The following is a 17942-nucleotide window of genomic DNA, read 5'->3' as shown; positions in this document are numbered from 1 at the left end:
ACACCTCTCAACTCAAACCATCTTCTAGCAATCCATCAAAAAACTCTTTACAATCTGCTAAATACTCAGATTTAAATTCCGCTTCTGACTTCTTAAATACATGGTGTCCCGGCACAAATCCAACGTCTTGTTTTCCCGGCTTCTTTGTTACTATTTTGTGGCCTAGTTCAATTAGATGGGCTTTGGGATCGGTGGAATATGCACGAATACTAAGTTTCCCTTCGTATTTGTATATCTTCCCTCTCTTAATACTCTTGATATAGTTACCACTCTGTTTCTTGACACCGCTTGATTTAGCATTTTTCTTAATAATCTTCTTCAGCTTGTTGCCCTCAGTTCTCAAAAACTTCTTGGATTCTTTGGGCATCTTTTTCACGGCAATATCCATTAATCGTTTCGTGAATTCATCCATCTCACTAAAATCAATTCCTTGTTGTGCCATTTATCCTATCACCTCTTCACAGAATATTTCCAAAGTCTCATCTGCAAAGTATGGATTTAAAATAAATCTAATTTCAAGCCTATGAGATCCAAACATAAACCACATGTCATTAGTAATGTTCTTGCCTGAACGATAGCGAATGATTACCTTGTGAGTAACATTAACTAGAATCGTATCAGCAACAGTTTTACCTAGACTTCCCGTTTGAGGAATGACACTAGCCCATAGTTTTTCTTTAAACACTTCAGGTTGATTACTAGTTTCATGTATTTCATTCTGAACCTTGACGTTATGCCATACGGTTAATTTAGTATCCAGTTTTCCAACATCCATATTAATCCTCACCCCATTCAATTTGCATAAGCAAACTACTTAGGCTAAGTTCTAATGTTTTAGTTGAAGTTGTAACCACTGGATTCCTATTTTCATACATATGAGTACAGTAAAGGTAAACAGCAAGCCTGTGTCTAGGACTTTCTTCATTAAATTCCTTGCCCGTTGCTGTTTTGATATACATCTTAGCAGCAGCAATTAAGACACCAAGGAAAGAATCTTCCTCAGTGTCATCAGCATCCAATCTTAAATATTCTTTTAAATCATCAATTAGCAATTTAGCCACTCCTTTGTGACTCCATCACAGTCACTTATGCAAGTGTGATTTCACCGAAAATATACATTTTGTCTGAAGCGTCTGTTTGAACTGCGTCAAGATGAGTAATTATACGTGCAATAGTGGTGTTGGATTTGAAGCCAGCTTCAGAAGATGTTGCAAATTCATAGGCTCCAGCATCAACAAACTTAGCGCCCTCCATTACATTACCGTAGAAAATTGGTGCTTTCTTTGTAGTAGTTCCAAGGGTAGGAAGCAAAGAGCCAGAGAATACATGTACTGGATATCCCATAAATAGACGACTAGTAGGTAGGGCAGGGTTCGGTTGCAGTACAGGGCGACCATATTCATCAAGGGCAGAATCCAACATGTCGAATCCATCCTGATTTGTGCAGACACAAGCGCCATACTTCACACCTTCGTCGAGATCAACGTTAATAGATTTCTTCAGAGCTTTCCAGTCAGCGATTGCTTTAGAAGTCTTTCCTAGTTTCAGTGCAGCAATAGCCATTTTATTTTCAGTAACAACTGCTTTCTTAGCGAATACACCAGCAATGTACTGAATCAAAGCATTATCAGTCATAGCAAGCAAAGTATTTGACAACGTAATAAGAGCGCCTTTTTCTTTCAGTTTGAATGAGACAGTTGTAAATGTTACGTCAGATGCCTCGGTGCCATCAACACCATCTGTAAAATCTACTAATTCAGAAAGAGTTTCAAAAGATTCTACAGGGAAAGAACCACTCAGGGCAGTAGTTGGAATATAACCCAACACATCACGGAAAGATTTATATTGACGAATCTTTTCAACGATAATTGTATTAATATCTTGTGGCAATAGGTAGCCTTCACCGCTAGTACCATTACCAGAAGCAGGAATCAGCAAAGCATTTTCGGCTTCAGTCAAACGTTTGCCCATACCCTTTTTAATCAATGCTCGTACAGAATTTGCTGTTTGTTTAGTGTTCTTTTCATCCATCTTATTGTCCACCTTTTCAGTTTCAATTTTGTTTTGTGCGTCTTCTAGTGCTTCGATATCGAGTTGTTCCTGAATTTTAATGCTTGCTTTTAGGTCATTAATTTCATCCATCTTTGCTTGAGCAGCTACAGTATTTTTAGCATTCAATAGAGTCTGGGCTTCAGTCTTTGCAGCTTCCAAAGAGTTTTTCAATTCGTCAATATGTTTCATATAATTTAATCTCCATTCTAATTTTGGTTTTTTTCACAACAAAAAAGCCCCATAACATTTGTTATAGGAGCCGCTTATAGTAACTGTAATTGCATCTGCATTCTTATGATTTCATCCTCATCAACCTGTACTACTTCTAAACTATGTACTTCTTCTGGTTCAACCTCTGCAACAACCAATGTTTCTGGTACGTTTATGTAATTTTTGAAGTTATCACTGATACATGCAGCGATATCATTTGCTTCTGAAACTTCAATATTGAAATACTTAGCAGCTTCATTCCCGTTCAACCATGTTTCAGCGTCTACCATTTGTTGGATTGTCGCAATATCAACGCCTTCTTTAAGTTTCTCAGCATAGACATTCATAATTCCAGCTTCAATTCTATCCAAATCATCAGCCATTTTCCGGAAATCAATACTATTGCCAACAGCCATATTCCAAGGTTTATGAATCATCAAATATGAATTCGATGGGATAATGATTCTGTCTCCAACCATTGCAATCACGGATGCGATAGACCCGGCCAAAGCATCAACATATACAGTTTTAAATCCCTGAAAACGTTTGAGAATATTATAAATTGCTATACCACCAAAGACAGAACCACCACCACTGTTTACATATATGTTTAGACTAGGCTTATCTTTAGCTTGCTCTAGAATAGCTAATACGTCTTCTGGTGCTGTATCCGCTTCAGTCCATTTATCCCAAGCGCTATTTACGATATCCCCATAAAAGTAGATATCGGCGCTATCATTAGTAACGTTTTTAATTTGCATATACTTATGTTTCAATTTATCACCTCCCTTACTTAGCCGCTGGAACAGCAACTTGTTTTCCTGCGTTTGCAACAGGGATCAAAGCACCATTGAATACTAGTACGTCACTACCTTCAATGAACGGCATGTCTTCCAGTCTTCGTGCATCTGCTGGAGTATAAACACCATTCTGAATAGCAGCTTGATAAGTAGTCATTCTAGTTGCTAAGTCAGAACGCAACATACCATCAAGATTAAAGCGAATACTATAACCGCCACTCAACTCTTTAGTTGTCAGAAGTTTATATTCAAACTCTTGTTCATACGAAACTAGTACAATCTCCAAAGTATCTGATAGGAACGCTCTATTCTGCGATTCTATATTTGAGTATGTAGACTGTTCAAGACTGTTCAATTGATATAGCTTCACACCAAAAGCGTTCGCTATATGCTTGATTGTCATTCCTGAGAGTTCAAAGAATTGAGAATCAACTAGTTTAGGATTAAACTCTTTCAACTCATAACCCATTGCAACAGGTATGATTCGACCTGAGTTTTTAACACCACTAACCATACTCTCAAATATTCCCCGCATCTTTTCACGTTCTGTTGCTCCAATATCACCTGTGTACTGTAATACTGCGCGACCTTGAACACCATTCTTCCAATAATTGTTGGTGAACTTACTTGCGTATTGTTCATTCTGAATTGTTTCAGCCAAATATTTTTTAATTGGTGTACCAACTATTCCATCCTTCGAGAAATTCTTAAGGTGAACAATCTCTTTATAATTAAACATATACTGTTTACCATTGATGTCAGTGTAGGAATACCAGATCATATTCTCTTTAACAGTTCCGTCAGTAGAGAATAAACCTGTGTTATCAATTACAATCTGCATTCTAGTACTGTCCAGAATATATAATCCTGTGACCTTGCCCCTCATTGTTGGAGCATATATAAACGCATTACCATGTTCCAACTTTTGAAACTCACATGCGAATAGAAAGTCAGTCGTTGAAATATATGGATTAGGTCTTCTCTTCAACAATGAATATAGATAATGGCTATCTTGCTTTTCTGTTCCTGATTCACCAGTCTTAATAATCTTAATAGGAAGTTTAGCCAAAGCTTTACACCTGATATCCATACAAGCGTAGTAGGTTGCTGAGTATAATTTATTCTCTGATATATCACTATCCAGATTTAAGGCCGCTAGAAATGATTGAGCATCAGCCAACGTTAAGCCTTGCGCTCTAAGTGAATTTAATGCTGTCTTTTTCTTACTTGTAAATAGTCCCATTTGTTCACCTCCCTTACATGTAATCTTTGTAGAGATCGTCTATGTATTCATCTGTCATTACAAACTCTTTCTTTTGAAGCATAGCCATTTTGTGTGCATCAATGACAGCATCAACAGGGTCAATTCTTTTAACTCTAAGATTCTTATCAATTTTGCATTCACCCATTGAGTTATGATCCAGCTTCGCATTTGCAACAGACCAAGATAGAAGTTTGCTATCCTTGTTGTAAATGATATTTCCTGAATCTACCTCTAATTTAAAATCAACAGTTGGTTGATTGAGATTTCTAGCAGACGCTAATATCTCAACTACTGGAACACCAAAATCTTCAAGATCACTCAAGAACGCATCGGCATTATGAGGGTCATAACATATCATTTTAAATTTTATGTTATAAGTTTCTTTTAGTTCTCTAAGATACTTAAGTATGAATTTGTAATCAGACTTATATCCAGGAGTTGTTGTTAATAATCCATCCTTTAACCACGTACCATAGGGAGCCAAGTCAGATTTAATATGTTCTTGCAATCTCTCCTTTGGAATAAATGAATGAGAGTGAATGAAAAACTTTTGTACTCCATCAATAACAATAGGAATCTCAATAGCTAGACTCGTTAAATCTCCGCCACTCGATAAATCCAAGCCTATAACCGCCTCATAACCTATGAAGTTATCTAGTGTCATGTCAGAGGCACATGCTTTCCATTTATCAAGATTGATATACGCATTCACTTCTGAATGAGTCCATATGTTCAGCGTCTTTGTCATGAAGTTTGTTAGTTCTTCTCCACCTTTATCCTTGGCTTCAATCGCTAACATTTCCATTGATTTAATAGAGTGAGGAATATGTCTAGACAAAGGAGCGCATTTGGCCCAGTTTTTACTGTCCCAAATATCATCTTCTTTATCCATCTGAGCAATATAATTAAAATATCTATCGTTATCACCTAAACCATTGAGTATGTTGATACAATATTCGTACTCAATTACACATGGATTCGTTGGTGATAAGTCAAATCCAGCCGTAGTAATAATGGAAATCAAACTCTCCTGCAAGTTAATCGTTCCATCCTGCAACAGTTTAATCATTTGATTATTCTTATGGCTGTGCAGTTCATCGACGATTCCCGTGTACGGTTCAAATCCATCAATACTATTTGTATCTCTACCTAAAGCAACGATCTTACCACCGTTGATTTTATGTTTGATTAAACTTTCACGATCATAAGTCTTATGTAGCGCTGCTAATTCTTTATCTTGTTCAATAAACTTTTTAGCTTGTTCCCATACAATTCGTGCTTGTGCTTTCTTCGTGGCAACAGTATATACTTGCGCATTTTGGTATCCACAAAAGCCAGCAGTATAAATTGCGATACCAGAATTAAGTAAACTCTTGGCTTGCTTGCGTGAAAGTTGAACATATGACTTAGAGAATCTTCTATAACCTGTCTTAGCATCCACCCAACCAAACAAATTCCCGATGATGAAGTATTGAAAGTCAACCAATTTAACTGGTTTACCTCTCATATCACCATCTGTAAACTTTAAATTTTCAAAGAAACGGAATGCTCTATCTGCTTTCTCCCTAGAAAACACAAAAGAGAACCCTTCGGTTCCCTCTTTTTGTAGATCATTTAGATGTCTTTGGCATGCTAATTTAACTAAATTCCCTGCAATAATCGTTCCATCCAACACATCTAATGCATATTGAGTTGTATAATCATGTATTATCATACAAATTCATCGAACTTTCCCTTTGGCTTCTCTTCTGGTTTAGGTGGAGTCATCTTTAAACGTGATTGAATAGTCAATCCCATCTGAATAGAATACTTTTGCATCTCAATAGCATATTGTTGTTGGATTGATATCAGAGGATTCTTAACCATATTAGTCGCACCAGTTTTATTAACCATCGGAACAACAAAAGGTTGACCTTCCATTTCTTTAGAAACATTTAGATAGTTTACATATGCAGCACAATATTGGGCTAGTGTAGTCACATCAAGATTAGATAATAAATTGAGTTCTGTTAACTCCTTGGCAATACGTCTATACTCTTTACGTGCAATCTTATCTGTTAACCAATCAGGAACATCAGTCTTGTTATTGTTTGGTTTAAGTGCTGCTTCTTCTTCACGTCTACGTGCAATATCTTCTTTGTTAATATTCGATACACCCTTTGCTAATAGAACCTCAATTGATTCTTTTGGTCTTGTCATGATTTTCACCACCCTTCATCAAGTATTTAGAATGAGTCTAAGTATATCCGATACCCTTTTAGATTTCATAGATAGAATTTCCGCGCTAAAATAGGGACGATGCGGTCATATCAGTTTGCAAAAAATCTTTTGCCTACCCCCTGTGCCTAGAATTTTAAAAATAATTTATTTTTTATTTTAAATTTAATATTTTTTCATATTATTATTGTTCCTCTTACCATACTTCTTCTCATCTTCAGCAGTCTTTCCATTGTGGTGCATGTGGCACAAACATTGTAGGTTATCTACTCTTAGGGCCAATTCAGGGAACCATTCACGTGGCAACATATGATCCACTACATCATATCTGCTGAACTTCATATCCTCTAGACACTTGACACACAAATAATTGTCACGTACTAATGCTACCTTTCTAACCTTCAGCCATTCTTTACTACGATAGAACTCCACAGCTTCTCTATCCCTAATGTTCATATCATAGTAACGATTACCTTCACGCCTAACTGTCTTAGCATCTACATGCTTCTCACAATACTTCTGACCCATATCACATAACTCATTGCATCCTGACTTACTGCATTGCTTCTTTAGTGCCATATGTATCCAACTCTCTAATCAACAAACCTCACGATTCCATGTTCATCCACTACATACCTCTTAAACTCACTACCCCACTTGCTCACTACACTGCCACCCATCTTATCAACCATATACTCAGCAACACTATATTCATTCACCTCATACAATTCAGTACCGATTTCAATAACAAATTCATTATTCATATCAACCACGCACCAGATTAAGAATTGCTTCATAGATAGAGAACAAACAGAATCCACCGATTACCCGAATGTAAACGTATTCCACTTTATCAATAGCCTTATATATAGGTTCTTTCATTAACATTTCCCTCCTATGTACATTCATTTTTATTTGTGTTATATTAATTATGTATAGGCACTCACCCTATATAATATCTTTATAAGTCCTACCATCAACGATACAATAGATGGTTTGTTCCGTTACACCTGTTCTGGCTGCTACTTCACGAATATATAACCGACTCTTACCAACCCACGATTTGTATTCATTTCTAATGCCTCTGACCTCATCATCACTAAACTCAGCGCTATTTGATCTTTTCCCAATTTTACTATCTCTCGCTGCTTCACGTAATTCATTATCAAACTGCTCTTTTCTAGTAGTTGGGAATAAATTGTTAGGCTTATTGTTATAGCGAACCCTGTCCTTATGGCCTGTTTCTTCAAATTCCCATGCACCAAGTGAACTTGCAAGTACAAATCTATGCTGTCCTGTTGTCAACTGTTTTCCTGAATCATCTAACAAACCAACGTACATGTAACCACCAGTCGCAACACTTGGCACAAGATATCGATTAGAACGACAACTCCAGATATCACCTGTAACACTATGTACGAAATAATAACTAAACACTCGTTCATTACCTTCGCCATCAACAAAACTCGGCACACTCCAAAACATTTCAATCCCATTTGGCATCACTTTTTCAATATTCCGTTTCAATTTAATTCCTCCTAATTTATATGGGTAACACAAAAAGGACGGCCTGATTAACAGACCATCCCAATTTGAGATACCTTTTTATACCTTTTGACACCTATACGGCCTTAACTTTAGCAGCCTTAATCATGTCCTTCTTTATCTGCTTGTTGATCCTCTTCTGCTTATCCTGCTTTGATCCTGTTCCATTTGCTCTAGAACGGTATACCAGTCTTCATTAGCATGCTCTTTCAATAGCTGCTTATCACTTTTCATATGTATATATCTCCAACATTATGTATTTTATAAAGTCGTGATTTACGATATTTGGATGTTGGGATTCACCACAGAATTACATACTATAAATTCCCTCTTCATCACAAAATAATGCTGAGTTATTCAAGGCTTCAAGTAATCCATCTTGAACATAATCAGCCACGTTGATATCATTCCCACGATAAATTACCTGTTCTTTATATCCAAACAGAGCGGTGTATGAATCAACACTGACCTCTAACTCGAATTTACTCCTGTCATATGTTGTTAATCCAGTGACAAGTAATTCACCATTTAATAAATGATCAAATAATCCATCTCTACCGTCTACTTCCTTCAGCATACGTTCCATTAATTTATCAAACTTCCCTTGCATGGCAACTTTAAATTCTTCGTTCATTAATAATTCCTCCTCAGATTAGATAACGCAAATAAGACCCCTATATAATAGGAGTCCAGGGAATACTTATTCAATTGTTTACTGGGCAAAGCTTTTGTCAGCCGGTTAAAAGCCTATTGTGTAGCACATCAACAAAAAAGCCACTTCGATGTGAGGTGACTTGGATATTATAAAATGAAAAAGACTCCACAAGAAGCGGAGTCCCTTTCCTCAAAAATCCATAATGGCTAGGCGCTACGAGGCGCATCAATATTTCTGTAACTAAATAGTATCACGTAATTTATCTTCTGTCAATTCTTTCTTGAGACTTTGTAATTCGTCTTCTAGCTCGAATATTCTACTAGCTAACTCTAAATTATTGAGAGTAATGTCCGATATATTTTCCTCTAATTTTTCAATTCTTTTTTTTACTGGATTAAAATAAAGGTCAATAATTGTATTTGTTATTTCATTAAATTTGATATTTCCAACTTTACCTAATCTTTTTCCTTGAATTCTTTTCTTCGATATAACTCTGATCTTATCTAATTGGATTCCTGTTTTATAAATAAATCCATCTGTGCTTTCACCTTTTATGATGTAATCACTTTTAACTTTATAGCGACCAGTAGAGCACGGAATTACCATGGCCTCATTAAACATTTCCTTGTAGATAATACAGGGATGAGAAAAAGATGCTTCGTACCCATAATTTGTTCCACCAAGATTTACTAAAACGATATCTCTAATTTCATATCTCCAAGGCTTACTATCGTCACCTTTAAATTGCTGCCACTGTTTTAATTCTAACATTGTAGCGGCAGTATCGTAAGAATTTTGCTGCTCAAAAAATGAAAATAGTTTCTTAGAAACAGGATACATATTTTGGATGATCGATTCATTTGATACTGACGGTACTTTTTTATTGATGTCATTATCAATTATTTCTTTTAATTTTAAATAATTAGGCTCCAATTTCAATCACTCTCCCTATTTATCCATAATACGACAAATGGGAACATATTCCTATGAAAATTGTCTTTTGCGCCTACCGCAATTAATATTCTATGGTAAAGTATTCTTATTACATCTTAAAGGGTGATCTAGTGTTAAATAATCGACTATCTATCTTTCAAAAAAAGGTCTTTGATTGTCTTGTTAAACATTACAATTACAGCGAGACCGAATCCAAGAATTGCATCAATGATTACAAGGATATATTTCCTTTGCTCGATAGGGATACGAATCCTGAAGAGGTTGCTTGGAAAATCTATGATGATAAATTAAAAGGAACACCTCCACAATTTTGGATTGATATGCTGTCCATAGTAAAAGAGATAAGTGTTGTAATTGCTGAATACAAGAAGATACCCGATACAAAAAACAGAGAGCATGAATTTTGTGTTAAATGTAATTATCCAAAATATAAAGATGAAGATTGTAGGTTCTGTAAATAACAGAGTGGAGAGTGTTAATCAACAAAAAGTCCAACACCTATATAGTTAGATGTTGACCGTTTCGGTGATTATGAATTTATGAGCCTATGTAATTTTCAGTGCTCACTTTGTACTTATGTTTTAATTGCTCTCTCTTAATATCAAATTCTTCCTCAGATATAATGTTGTTAGATCGCAGAGTCTCTAATTTACTCAGTTCTTTTGTCATGACTTGCATTTCATACTCAATTTTCTGTTTTCTTTTAAATTCCTTGGCTTCTCTGTTACCGTCAATAAAGGCTTTGCCATAAAAAATAATAGCTACTAGAACAGCAAACATTGGGATATTACTTTCTTCGCCTAAAATAAATTTTAATAGAACGAAAACTATTACAAATAAAGTTGCATATACTATATTTTTGTTCATACAAAAACCCCCTTTACATATAATAGGAGAATTGTACCATAGAAGAGAAGAGAGTAGTTATTGATTATTCGTATTGTCGATATATTATAATAATGAATATTTAGTACATATTTTACATTTTATAGTTATTTATTGTCAATTATAAGAAATGTCGTTTTCTTAAAAATGGCGTACGAACAGGCCAACCCAAAATGGATTAGCCGATGCTCATACAGACCCGGAGGAAATTCAAGCTACCTTCAGCATTCGAAGACTTGAAAGTATCTCACCCTTATTTTTATCGTCTCAGGGTAAAATGATTTCTACTAGCAGCAAGAATCTGCTTCAACTAGCATGTAGGGACGTAAATAATTAACTATTAAATATATAATAATTTATAATGAATGTCAACTGAAAAAATATTAGGGAGAGCAAAACTCGCATTTTGATCCAAACTCTCTTTGTTCTCCTTAATAGGGTTTTTCAAGTCTATCAAAAAAACCTTATTCCATATAGGTTTTTCACACTTTTTAACTTGCTGCATTTGCAACTCGACCGGACAAATCATTCCCCCTTTTCTCTTTCTTTCTTTTAGCATCTATTCTTCTCTCATACTCTTTTTGACAACTGTTACATCTGCACTGTCTTTGCTTTGTGATCTCATAATCTTCCTTACACTCAGCACAAACGCCAACTCCATTATTCCTTTTTATGTTCTCAACTATCTCTTTCCCGAAGCAATCCCACAGTATAATTTTACTCTTGTTTTTTGTTGTATAAAGATGAGTAACCAATACATTAACCAAATAAGATTTGTCCTTGCACACTGTCAATAATTGTTGTCTGATTTCTCGATTTATCAATTTAAGATTGACTCCAGCATACTTTGTTTGATTGCCTTTGTTTTTCAAACATATATCATATTGTTTTATAATTTCATTTTCCAAATTGTCATTCTTTTTTTGTCTTGTAGTATTCATTAACATCTTATAATCAAGTTTACCAACAACGTCCTTAAATCGAATATTGTTGCTTGGGATAATATCCATTAGCCTATTGACTACACTATTATTCTTAAGCTCAACTTCATCATCAGATTTATCTTTTGCAAATTTGAAAAAACGAGGGAGCTTATAATTCACTATTTTACCGTTTTTCTGTTTCACACCCAACGCTTCCATTATCTCTTCATTAACGTCATCGGGTCTCTTAGGCATATATAGCGTCTTAGCCTGATCAATAGAGAAATTATTTTCCATTACGAGCCATTTGATAACTTTTAAATTTGGATTCTCACTGTTCCACAACTTGCTGATAGCATTTGAATATATACCTATTTTCCCACTTCCTTTGAACGCTTCAGATAACCCTTCAAATATGCTGTTATTATTGATAATTCTTGCTTCAGCAGTTGCCATCTCATAATATAAAGGGACAATATTATCATTCTTCATATTTCTGTCTGCAATTTCGATGATTTTTTTATCAGCAACAACTAAAGCGTCATCTCCGTCCACATCAAATTGTAATAGTTTACTAATTATTGAGAAACTACTCGTGTACATTCCATTGGTTAAGAACCACTTACTTCTTACTTCATCAACCATATTATTATTTATGCTATGTTCCCGGTATAAGTGAGGATATCTTAAAACCAGTAACCGTTCACTTTCTGGATATAAACTACAATACACCTCTCCATCTGCTAATAATCCCTTCGGTATTTCTATCCCAGCAAATAACCTTTCACAAAATGCGTATAAATCTGGGATTAAAAAAGTGTATTTTGCATCTATTTCTAATTTTCCAAATCTAGCTCTGTTTATCATGGAGCGTCTGGTGTCCTTAATGTTATCTACACTGTGTTTATCCGCTGCTAATTCAGGTAATAGTGCTAACGCTTGTTGTATGTACGTCTGTTCCCCTTCGCCAACACCTAGTATTTTCAACATTGTTTCCTTATCTGATCCCGCCATATTGATATCATGAATTGTTTTGGATGCAATATATTCCAGTTCCTCTTTTGAACAATCCACGAGTGTCTGAAGCATCTGATAGCCAAATTGAGCATTATCTCTTTCTTCATCTTCACTACAGATACCAGACTGACATTTATGTAATTTGTATAAGTCTTTATATTCCTGCCAAGAAGAATAATACTTCCACATCTTAAATTGGCTTTTCGTAAATATGATTTGGATATTATCTTCAACAATATCCCATGGTCTATTCCAGATATCTATAACCTTCGTTGTCGCACCTTCATAGCTATCAACAAAAAGATCGAATGGCATAACCGCCAGTAATCCCTTAAACCATGGCATCCGAAATTGAAAATTCTTGTCGCTTAAAACAGGAAGTATCAACCCACATCCGTCAGTGTGAGGAATGGGAATATCCATATTTCTCTTCGGAGTAATCTCATACGTATTACGGTTAATGAAATCCACAACACCATTCACCAACGTCTCAAAGTCATCTACAACGATACATCTATTTAAATCTATTTCCCATTCTGAACACGCCGATTGTCCAAGTGCCAAGTATGCAAGGTACTTGTTAATATTCGCACCATTGTATTCAGATTTATTTATTCTTTCAACAGACAGACCACACATAATGCTATCAGCATGTTCATCTAATACCGACTTTTTAATAAATACAACTTTCTCCGATCTTATTTGGCCTGCTGATGCTGTATATGGAATATAAAGTTCATCACCATACATAAAACCTAATTTAATTAATGATTCCAGAACATCAGTATAGCTGCTTTCAAATATCATGATGTCCAGTGTTAACCTTTCCATTTCTAATCCTAGCGTCCGACTCAAAATTGATGGAAACATAGAAATAATATTTTGTTTATTAAGTTTTCTCTCATCAGTATCCTTGATGGCTAGAGTCAACGCATCTTCTCTGAGATGTCTAATTCCTGGATGATTAGCTATAGTAAATTTCAACTCTTCCTTAGCTTCTACGATTTGGAAATTGATATCACACATGTCAGCAAATATTTCAACATATTTATCATCATCTTCAGAGTTCGTTAATTGTTTCTCTGCTCCTTTCAAATCCTCAGTCAGTTTATTGACTATGTACTTTTTATTACTCTCCTCATCAGTAAAGAAAGCAGGAGCAGACAGCGAATATAATTCAAACTGGTTAGACATATTTGACATTAATTTAATTCCTCCATTTTGTTTATAATTTATAATGAATTCAGACACCGATACACCGACTAACACTAACCCTATGTACTACTGTGACACCGTGGATCATATGTAATGACAATTGATATGAAGCTTAAAAACGATACGAGGATGGAATCAATCAACAATATAGTATCCACCTATTATTCATGTTCAGGCGCTTTTGACCTTGATCTTATCCCTTGTCCTTGAAGTAAGAATTCGAACCTTAATGAAGGCGGGAACCGACTACACGAATAAAGCGCTCTTTGCTTTATGAGGGTGCACTTAATCTTTTGCCCTTAGATGTTACTCATACTCAAGTTCAAGTGCAGGGGTGCTACACCTCACCTTTCAAAGTGCGAAAGCTTCGCTGCGATGCACCACCCCTCTTGCCTACGGCAATTCACCCCTCCCATCGGAATATGGGTATACTTGCACCTGTATTAATTGGATGATTATAATTTTCGTCACCCAAAAACCTATAATAGTAATATAGTAATTAGGAGATTTGGGTGACACTTTTTTATTTACTCCTTATCTGCCATTCTTATCATTGATTTTCTTGATATCGTCAACTATTAATCTATAATTGCTGTCTATCAAAACGTCTGCCAATTTGATTTGATTTCCTATGTAATTCTCATTCACTCTGTATCCTTTTTTATAATTCGGAACACCAAACCACTTATCAATGGTTGATATTTCCCTTTCCCTCCTTTTTTCGGATAGGTCAATCAATCTATCCTTGACTGACTGATTCAACCCTTCCTCGATTTCCTTTACTTTGTCTTCACATATTCTATGTAATTCCTCTTGTAACACTTCTCTGTTTAAGTAAATATTGTAAGCTTCATATACGTATGATATCCCTGCTTCACTTTTCAACAGTCTATTTGTCCTGTCTGTATAGGTTTTTATTCTTCCAGACTTGTACACATCGACCATGCTATCGAATTTCATTTCCTTTAATACTCTGGCCTGAATTGGGTAAATGATATCCATTTCTTCGTTAGTCGCTTCGTGTGCAGCTCTGCCTATTACAACCATCATCACCGTTTGATGGAATACTGCCTTTTTATTCTTCAGATCCCTTAGTGATGATTCAATGTTTCCTGCGAGAACGTTATTAGCAGAGTTATAAAAATCATATATATCCATTCTTGGCACGTTTAGGTATTCACTTAAACTTCCTACGCTTTCTTCGCATTCCTTATAATTTCCATTTATCATATTCAGCAACTTCAACAGCCTGTTTTTGGGCAATATCACTCTCTTATCATCTGAGCATAGCAATAACTGAACAATTAATTTATTTATTTCGCCTATGTAAGGAGTGAAATTTCCTCCTTTTGCTAATTCTCTAGGATAATCATATATTTTTGTAATAATCCACTTATTCCCTTGCTTCTCATGTTCAAAGTAACAAGCCCACCTTTTCAGTTGTAATTGTCTAGATTTCCCATTCACAACCCCTTCATCTAAGATTTCACACATATGTACATAGTTCTTCCCTGTTGAACCAACATGTAAATTTTCTATTTTCAAAGAACCTCTCCTTTATATGTAACTCGGTTAAACCTAGTTTTAATGGTGCAGGGACACGAATGCCCCTGCGGTTATGTGTTTTATGATGCTCTATTCTATGTTTGCAGAAGGCTTGCTTAAGGACTTATAACCGTCAGCTACCTTTTTAAAGCTGGATGCTTTCTCGTTCCATTTATATACCCCTTGCTGAACAACTAGGGTATCAGTAAACAAATACTTCCAAGCTGTTTTATTCAAATCTCCAAACTGTTCAACCAGATCCGTTGTATTTTTCTGCAAGTCACTAACTCTTATAGTTTTTTCATCTGGCTTTTTATTTTTCGTTTCATATATAGTGCCATCATTTTCGACCATAATCCAATCAGCAACAACCTTGTTTTCATATTCAATCTTTGTTTGTTTATCAGCTTCATTTCTTTGTCTAATGATTGCTTGTTGCTGTCCTGTGAGATGTCTCGTGTTAAAGTTCATTAATAATTCCTCCTGTTTTTTGGATTTTCAACCTTTTAACCCTGCTAACTGCTACACAAGTATAATAAGATAGCAGTTAGAGCTTGCATAATCCCTTCCGACATGATATTATTATGCCTGTAGCAGAGATAGATACTTAAGGGAAGCACCCAATAGTATCTAGTTAATAATTACAATCAATAACATCATCTCCTTAAAATTGAATAGTAAATAGAGTAGGCCATTCGCTATGAAAGTATAGAGTGACCCAATTCGATTATATAACGTTGATAGTTTAATATCAAGCGTTTATTTTTGCGTTATCTGATAATATACTCTTCTCCGCCCTATTTAAATTCTAATTAACTGCTAGTCCATTCGTAAAGGCTACCCAAAATATTTCCGATAACCTCTCCTTTGTACTCTGTATTCTCTACCGATAAATGCGATCAACCACCTTCATCAATTTTACATCATTCATATCTTCGTCTTCCTTCCAGTGCTTAAACACCGTCAGAGCCACCTTAAATGATGTGATGGGCAATGTCTCTAATAATCTAAACTTATACAGATAAGCTTCAACTAGATAATGTTGTTTTGTTGTCATCGTAATACTTTTGATACCTCCTTTCTGCTAAAATACAAAGAACACACATCTGGTTAATCTGGGATGTGTGTTCTTTGGTGTAGGTAATTTATTTACAATTAATTATTTACTTTCAACTATATCTAAACCAACAGCCGTTTTTGCCTCAATTATTTTTGAAACTCCACTCATAACAAACGAGTCAGACATATCTATTTCTTCTTTGAACTTAGACATATAACTAGGTTTTTGTTCATCAAGAAATTTGAGAACTGCGTCGAAAGCTTTAACCTTACTATAATAAGCAGTGCCCATATCTGAAGTAGTACCACTCAACAATTTTTCAACTTCTTTAGGAAGTCCTTCTGGGATAGACAATCCATAAAACTTATTTTGTAGATATTTTGCGGCCTTTCTTGCATTTTCCGTTGCTTCATATGCGGTATATATATCTACTGTTCCCTTACCCAATCCATCCATTGATTCTTTATATGCCTCCATGACAGGAGTCATAGTTTCCTCTAAGGCATAAATAGACTTTTCAAATTCCAAAACTTTTGTTTGATTAGCTTTACTTTTAATGTTTGCTTTTTCAGCCTCCGCCTTTGCTGTTGCTGCTTTCGCTTTATCTGCCTTTGCCTTATTTTCTTCTTCTAGTTTTTTCTTTTCAGCTTCTTTTTTCACAGCCTCTTCATCAATGACGGTAACTGTTTTACTGTCAACTTCTGGGACACTTTCTTTTGCTGTAGTTTGTTTGACAGTATCTGTTTTTGCTAAATCTGGCTTAACCTCCTCTGTGTTTGAGGCAGAAATGGCAATCAATAGCGCGAAAAACGCCCAAACTGCACCACTAATTCTAGCGATCTTGCCCATCTTCCTCCAAAAAATAAAAATCATTATGTAAGGCGCAAAAATCCAAGCTAGAACCTTCAATAATTTCAACACAATCTCCCCCAAAATAATATTTTGTATTTATAACATTATATAGATAATGTGGGTAATTGTCGTTACATAAATTCCATATTGTAACAAAATATTAATTTGAGTATCTTTAGGGTTTTGTGATAATTTGATTCTTTGAATGAAATCTTGAACGATTAGTCATTAGTCGATCTTTGATTTCATTATAGTTAAAGTCTAAATTAAGCATCCCAGCGATTGCGCGTTCCACCTTTGTCTCTTGTTATTGACACTATACGTTTAATTGGAGAGTACGACTACTGGTATGACATAGATGGCCTTCACCATTACCATTATAAGTAATACTCTCTCTTGCAGCCCATAACCAGGAATGGCCCTCTATTATCGCGTCCTAGATCATCAATCACATAAGTCTCACTACCATAAACGTAAATTGGCTCACTGTGCATGATTGGGTAAATCTTACCGATAGTAATCCCCATATCAAAAGGGATAGATAGTATCTTTACAAACCGTGCCATTTCCTCATTTTTAGTTATTGTAAGTTCCATATATATTCCTCCATTTAATGTTGCGTTTTCCGATGTGATTAGTTTACAAATAAGCCCAAACTATGATATAATTCCTTTAAAGTTTATTACAAATGTGTGGATGATGTTGTTACCAGCAACACCACCCAATGATGCACATACCTCTCGCTAAG

Annotated in this window: 20 protein-coding genes; 1 reads left to right on the top strand and 19 read right to left on the bottom strand. The window is 35.3% G+C overall.

What is annotated here, in order from left to right; all coding sequences use genetic code 11:
- Positions 1–7 precede the first annotated feature (7 nt).
- The 13 genes from H1230_RS13415 to H1230_RS13355 form a co-directional block, all read right to left on the bottom strand.
- Positions 8–442 (bottom strand): HK97 gp10 family phage protein, encoded by a 435-nt coding sequence (locus tag H1230_RS13415; protein ID WP_239716051.1) that lies wholly within the window; start codon positions 440–442, stop codon positions 8–10.
- Entirely contained in the window at positions 443–775 is a 333-nt protein-coding gene (locus tag H1230_RS13410; RefSeq protein WP_239716049.1) for a phage head closure protein, read from the bottom strand.
- Between the two features lies 1 nt (position 776).
- Positions 777–1061, bottom strand: coding sequence for a head-tail connector protein (locus H1230_RS13405; protein WP_239716047.1), 285 nt, complete (start codon positions 1059–1061; stop codon positions 777–779).
- Positions 1062–1086: 25 nt separating this feature from the next.
- Positions 1087–2241, bottom strand: a complete 1155-nt coding sequence (locus tag H1230_RS13400; RefSeq protein WP_239716045.1) for a phage major capsid protein — start codon at positions 2239–2241, stop codon at positions 1087–1089.
- A gap of 74 nt (positions 2242–2315) precedes the next feature.
- Positions 2316–3023: a head maturation protease, ClpP-related gene (locus H1230_RS13395; protein WP_239717297.1), complete on the bottom strand. Its 708-nt coding sequence runs from the start codon at positions 3021–3023 to the stop codon at positions 2316–2318.
- A 28-nt stretch (positions 3024–3051) separates the two neighbouring features.
- The gene (locus tag H1230_RS13390) at positions 3052–4305 is read right to left on the bottom strand and encodes a phage portal protein (protein WP_239716043.1); all 1254 of its coding nucleotides are present in this window, start codon (positions 4303–4305) and stop codon (positions 3052–3054) included.
- A 13-nt stretch (positions 4306–4318) separates the two neighbouring features.
- Positions 4319–6040: a terminase large subunit gene (locus H1230_RS13385; protein ID WP_239716041.1), complete on the bottom strand. Its 1722-nt coding sequence runs from the start codon at positions 6038–6040 to the stop codon at positions 4319–4321.
- A complete protein-coding gene (locus tag H1230_RS13380; protein WP_239716039.1) occupies positions 6037–6525 on the bottom strand; it encodes a phage terminase small subunit P27 family in 489 nt (162 codons plus the stop codon). The genes H1230_RS13385 and H1230_RS13380 overlap by 4 nt, the downstream gene beginning before the upstream one ends.
- A 183-nt stretch (positions 6526–6708) precedes the next feature.
- Positions 6709–7122: an HNH endonuclease gene (locus H1230_RS13375; RefSeq protein ID WP_239716037.1), complete on the bottom strand. Its 414-nt coding sequence runs from the start codon at positions 7120–7122 to the stop codon at positions 6709–6711.
- Positions 7123–7136: 14 nt separating this feature from the next.
- Positions 7137–7307, bottom strand: a complete 171-nt coding sequence (locus H1230_RS13370; protein ID WP_239716035.1) for a hypothetical protein — start codon at positions 7305–7307, stop codon at positions 7137–7139.
- A gap of 184 nt (positions 7308–7491) precedes the next feature.
- Positions 7492–8070, bottom strand: coding sequence for a hypothetical protein (locus H1230_RS13365; protein WP_239716033.1), 579 nt, complete (start codon positions 8068–8070; stop codon positions 7492–7494).
- Between the two features lie 328 nt (positions 8071–8398).
- Entirely contained in the window at positions 8399–8722 is a 324-nt protein-coding gene (locus H1230_RS13360) for a hypothetical protein (protein WP_239716031.1), read from the bottom strand.
- Between the two features lie 261 nt (positions 8723–8983).
- Positions 8984–9676 (bottom strand): type II toxin-antitoxin system PemK/MazF family toxin, encoded by a 693-nt coding sequence (locus H1230_RS13355; RefSeq protein WP_239716029.1) that lies wholly within the window; start codon positions 9674–9676, stop codon positions 8984–8986.
- Between the two features lie 251 nt (positions 9677–9927).
- Between H1230_RS13355 and H1230_RS13350 the strand changes: the two genes are divergently transcribed.
- Positions 9928–10158, top strand: a complete 231-nt coding sequence (locus H1230_RS13350; protein ID WP_239716027.1) for a hypothetical protein — start codon at positions 9928–9930, stop codon at positions 10156–10158.
- 76 nt (positions 10159–10234) lie between these two features.
- On the opposite strand, the gene H1230_RS13345 is transcribed toward H1230_RS13350, so the two are convergent.
- The 6 genes from H1230_RS13345 to H1230_RS13320 form a co-directional block, all read right to left on the bottom strand.
- Entirely contained in the window at positions 10235–10564 is a 330-nt protein-coding gene (locus H1230_RS13345; protein ID WP_239716025.1) for a hypothetical protein, read from the bottom strand.
- A gap of 509 nt (positions 10565–11073) precedes the next feature.
- The gene (locus H1230_RS13340) at positions 11074–13725 is read right to left on the bottom strand and encodes a hypothetical protein (protein ID WP_239716023.1); all 2652 of its coding nucleotides are present in this window, start codon (positions 13723–13725) and stop codon (positions 11074–11076) included.
- 546 nt (positions 13726–14271) lie between these two features.
- Positions 14272–15282, bottom strand: a complete 1011-nt coding sequence (locus H1230_RS13335) for a hypothetical protein (protein WP_239716021.1) — start codon at positions 15280–15282, stop codon at positions 14272–14274.
- Positions 15283–15372: 90 nt separating this feature from the next.
- The gene (locus H1230_RS13330; RefSeq protein ID WP_239716019.1) at positions 15373–15753 is read right to left on the bottom strand and encodes a hypothetical protein; all 381 of its coding nucleotides are present in this window, start codon (positions 15751–15753) and stop codon (positions 15373–15375) included.
- Positions 15754–16441: 688 nt separating this feature from the next.
- Positions 16442–17260 carry a hypothetical protein gene (locus H1230_RS13325; protein WP_239716017.1) on the bottom strand — a complete coding sequence of 273 codons (819 nt, stop codon included), beginning with the start codon at positions 17258–17260 and terminating at the stop codon, positions 16442–16444.
- Positions 17261–17571: 311 nt separating this feature from the next.
- On the bottom strand, positions 17572–17790 hold the full coding sequence (locus H1230_RS13320) for a hypothetical protein (protein ID WP_239716015.1): 219 nt from the start codon (positions 17788–17790) through the stop codon (positions 17572–17574).
- Positions 17791–17942: the final 152 nt, after the last annotated feature.

This window comes from Paenibacillus sp. 19GGS1-52 (genome assembly GCF_022369515.1).
In the GTDB taxonomy this organism is placed as follows: Bacteria; Bacillota; Bacilli; order Paenibacillales; family Paenibacillaceae; genus Paenibacillus_AQ.
This window is presented reverse-complemented; position numbering and strand designations above follow the sequence as displayed.

What these genes read in the sequence shown, in the direction of transcription:
- H1230_RS13415 (WP_239716051.1), bottom strand. Translation starts at nt 442, where the DNA reads ATGGCACAACAAGGAATTGATTTTAGTGAGATGGATGAATTCACGAAA.
- H1230_RS13410 (WP_239716049.1), bottom strand. Translation starts at nt 775, where the DNA reads ATGGATGTTGGAAAACTGGATACTAAATTAACCGTATGGCATAACGTC.
- H1230_RS13400 (WP_239716045.1), bottom strand. Translation starts at nt 2,241, where the DNA reads ATGAAACATATTGACGAATTGAAAAACTCTTTGGAAGCTGCAAAGACT.
- H1230_RS13395 (WP_239717297.1), bottom strand. Translation starts at nt 3,023, where the DNA reads ATGCAAATTAAAAACGTTACTAATGATAGCGCCGATATCTACTTTTAT.
- H1230_RS13390 (WP_239716043.1), bottom strand. Translation starts at nt 4,305, where the DNA reads ATGGGACTATTTACAAGTAAGAAAAAGACAGCATTAAATTCACTTAGA.
- H1230_RS13385 (WP_239716041.1), bottom strand. Translation starts at nt 6,040, where the DNA reads ATGATAATACATGATTATACAACTCAATATGCATTAGATGTGTTGGAT.
- H1230_RS13380 (WP_239716039.1), bottom strand. Translation starts at nt 6,525, where the DNA reads ATGACAAGACCAAAAGAATCAATTGAGGTTCTATTAGCAAAGGGTGTA.
- H1230_RS13375 (WP_239716037.1), bottom strand. Translation starts at nt 7,122, where the DNA reads ATGGCACTAAAGAAGCAATGCAGTAAGTCAGGATGCAATGAGTTATGT.
- H1230_RS13370 (WP_239716035.1), bottom strand. Translation starts at nt 7,307, where the DNA reads ATGAATAATGAATTTGTTATTGAAATCGGTACTGAATTGTATGAGGTG.
- H1230_RS13360 (WP_239716031.1), bottom strand. Translation starts at nt 8,722, where the DNA reads ATGAACGAAGAATTTAAAGTTGCCATGCAAGGGAAGTTTGATAAATTA.
- H1230_RS13345 (WP_239716025.1), bottom strand. Translation starts at nt 10,564, where the DNA reads ATGAACAAAAATATAGTATATGCAACTTTATTTGTAATAGTTTTCGTT.
- H1230_RS13340 (WP_239716023.1), bottom strand. Translation starts at nt 13,725, where the DNA reads ATGTCAAATATGTCTAACCAGTTTGAATTATATTCGCTGTCTGCTCCT.
- H1230_RS13330 (WP_239716019.1), bottom strand. Translation starts at nt 15,753, where the DNA reads ATGAACTTTAACACGAGACATCTCACAGGACAGCAACAAGCAATCATT.
- H1230_RS13320 (WP_239716015.1), bottom strand. Translation starts at nt 17,790, where the DNA reads ATGGAACTTACAATAACTAAAAATGAGGAAATGGCACGGTTTGTAAAG.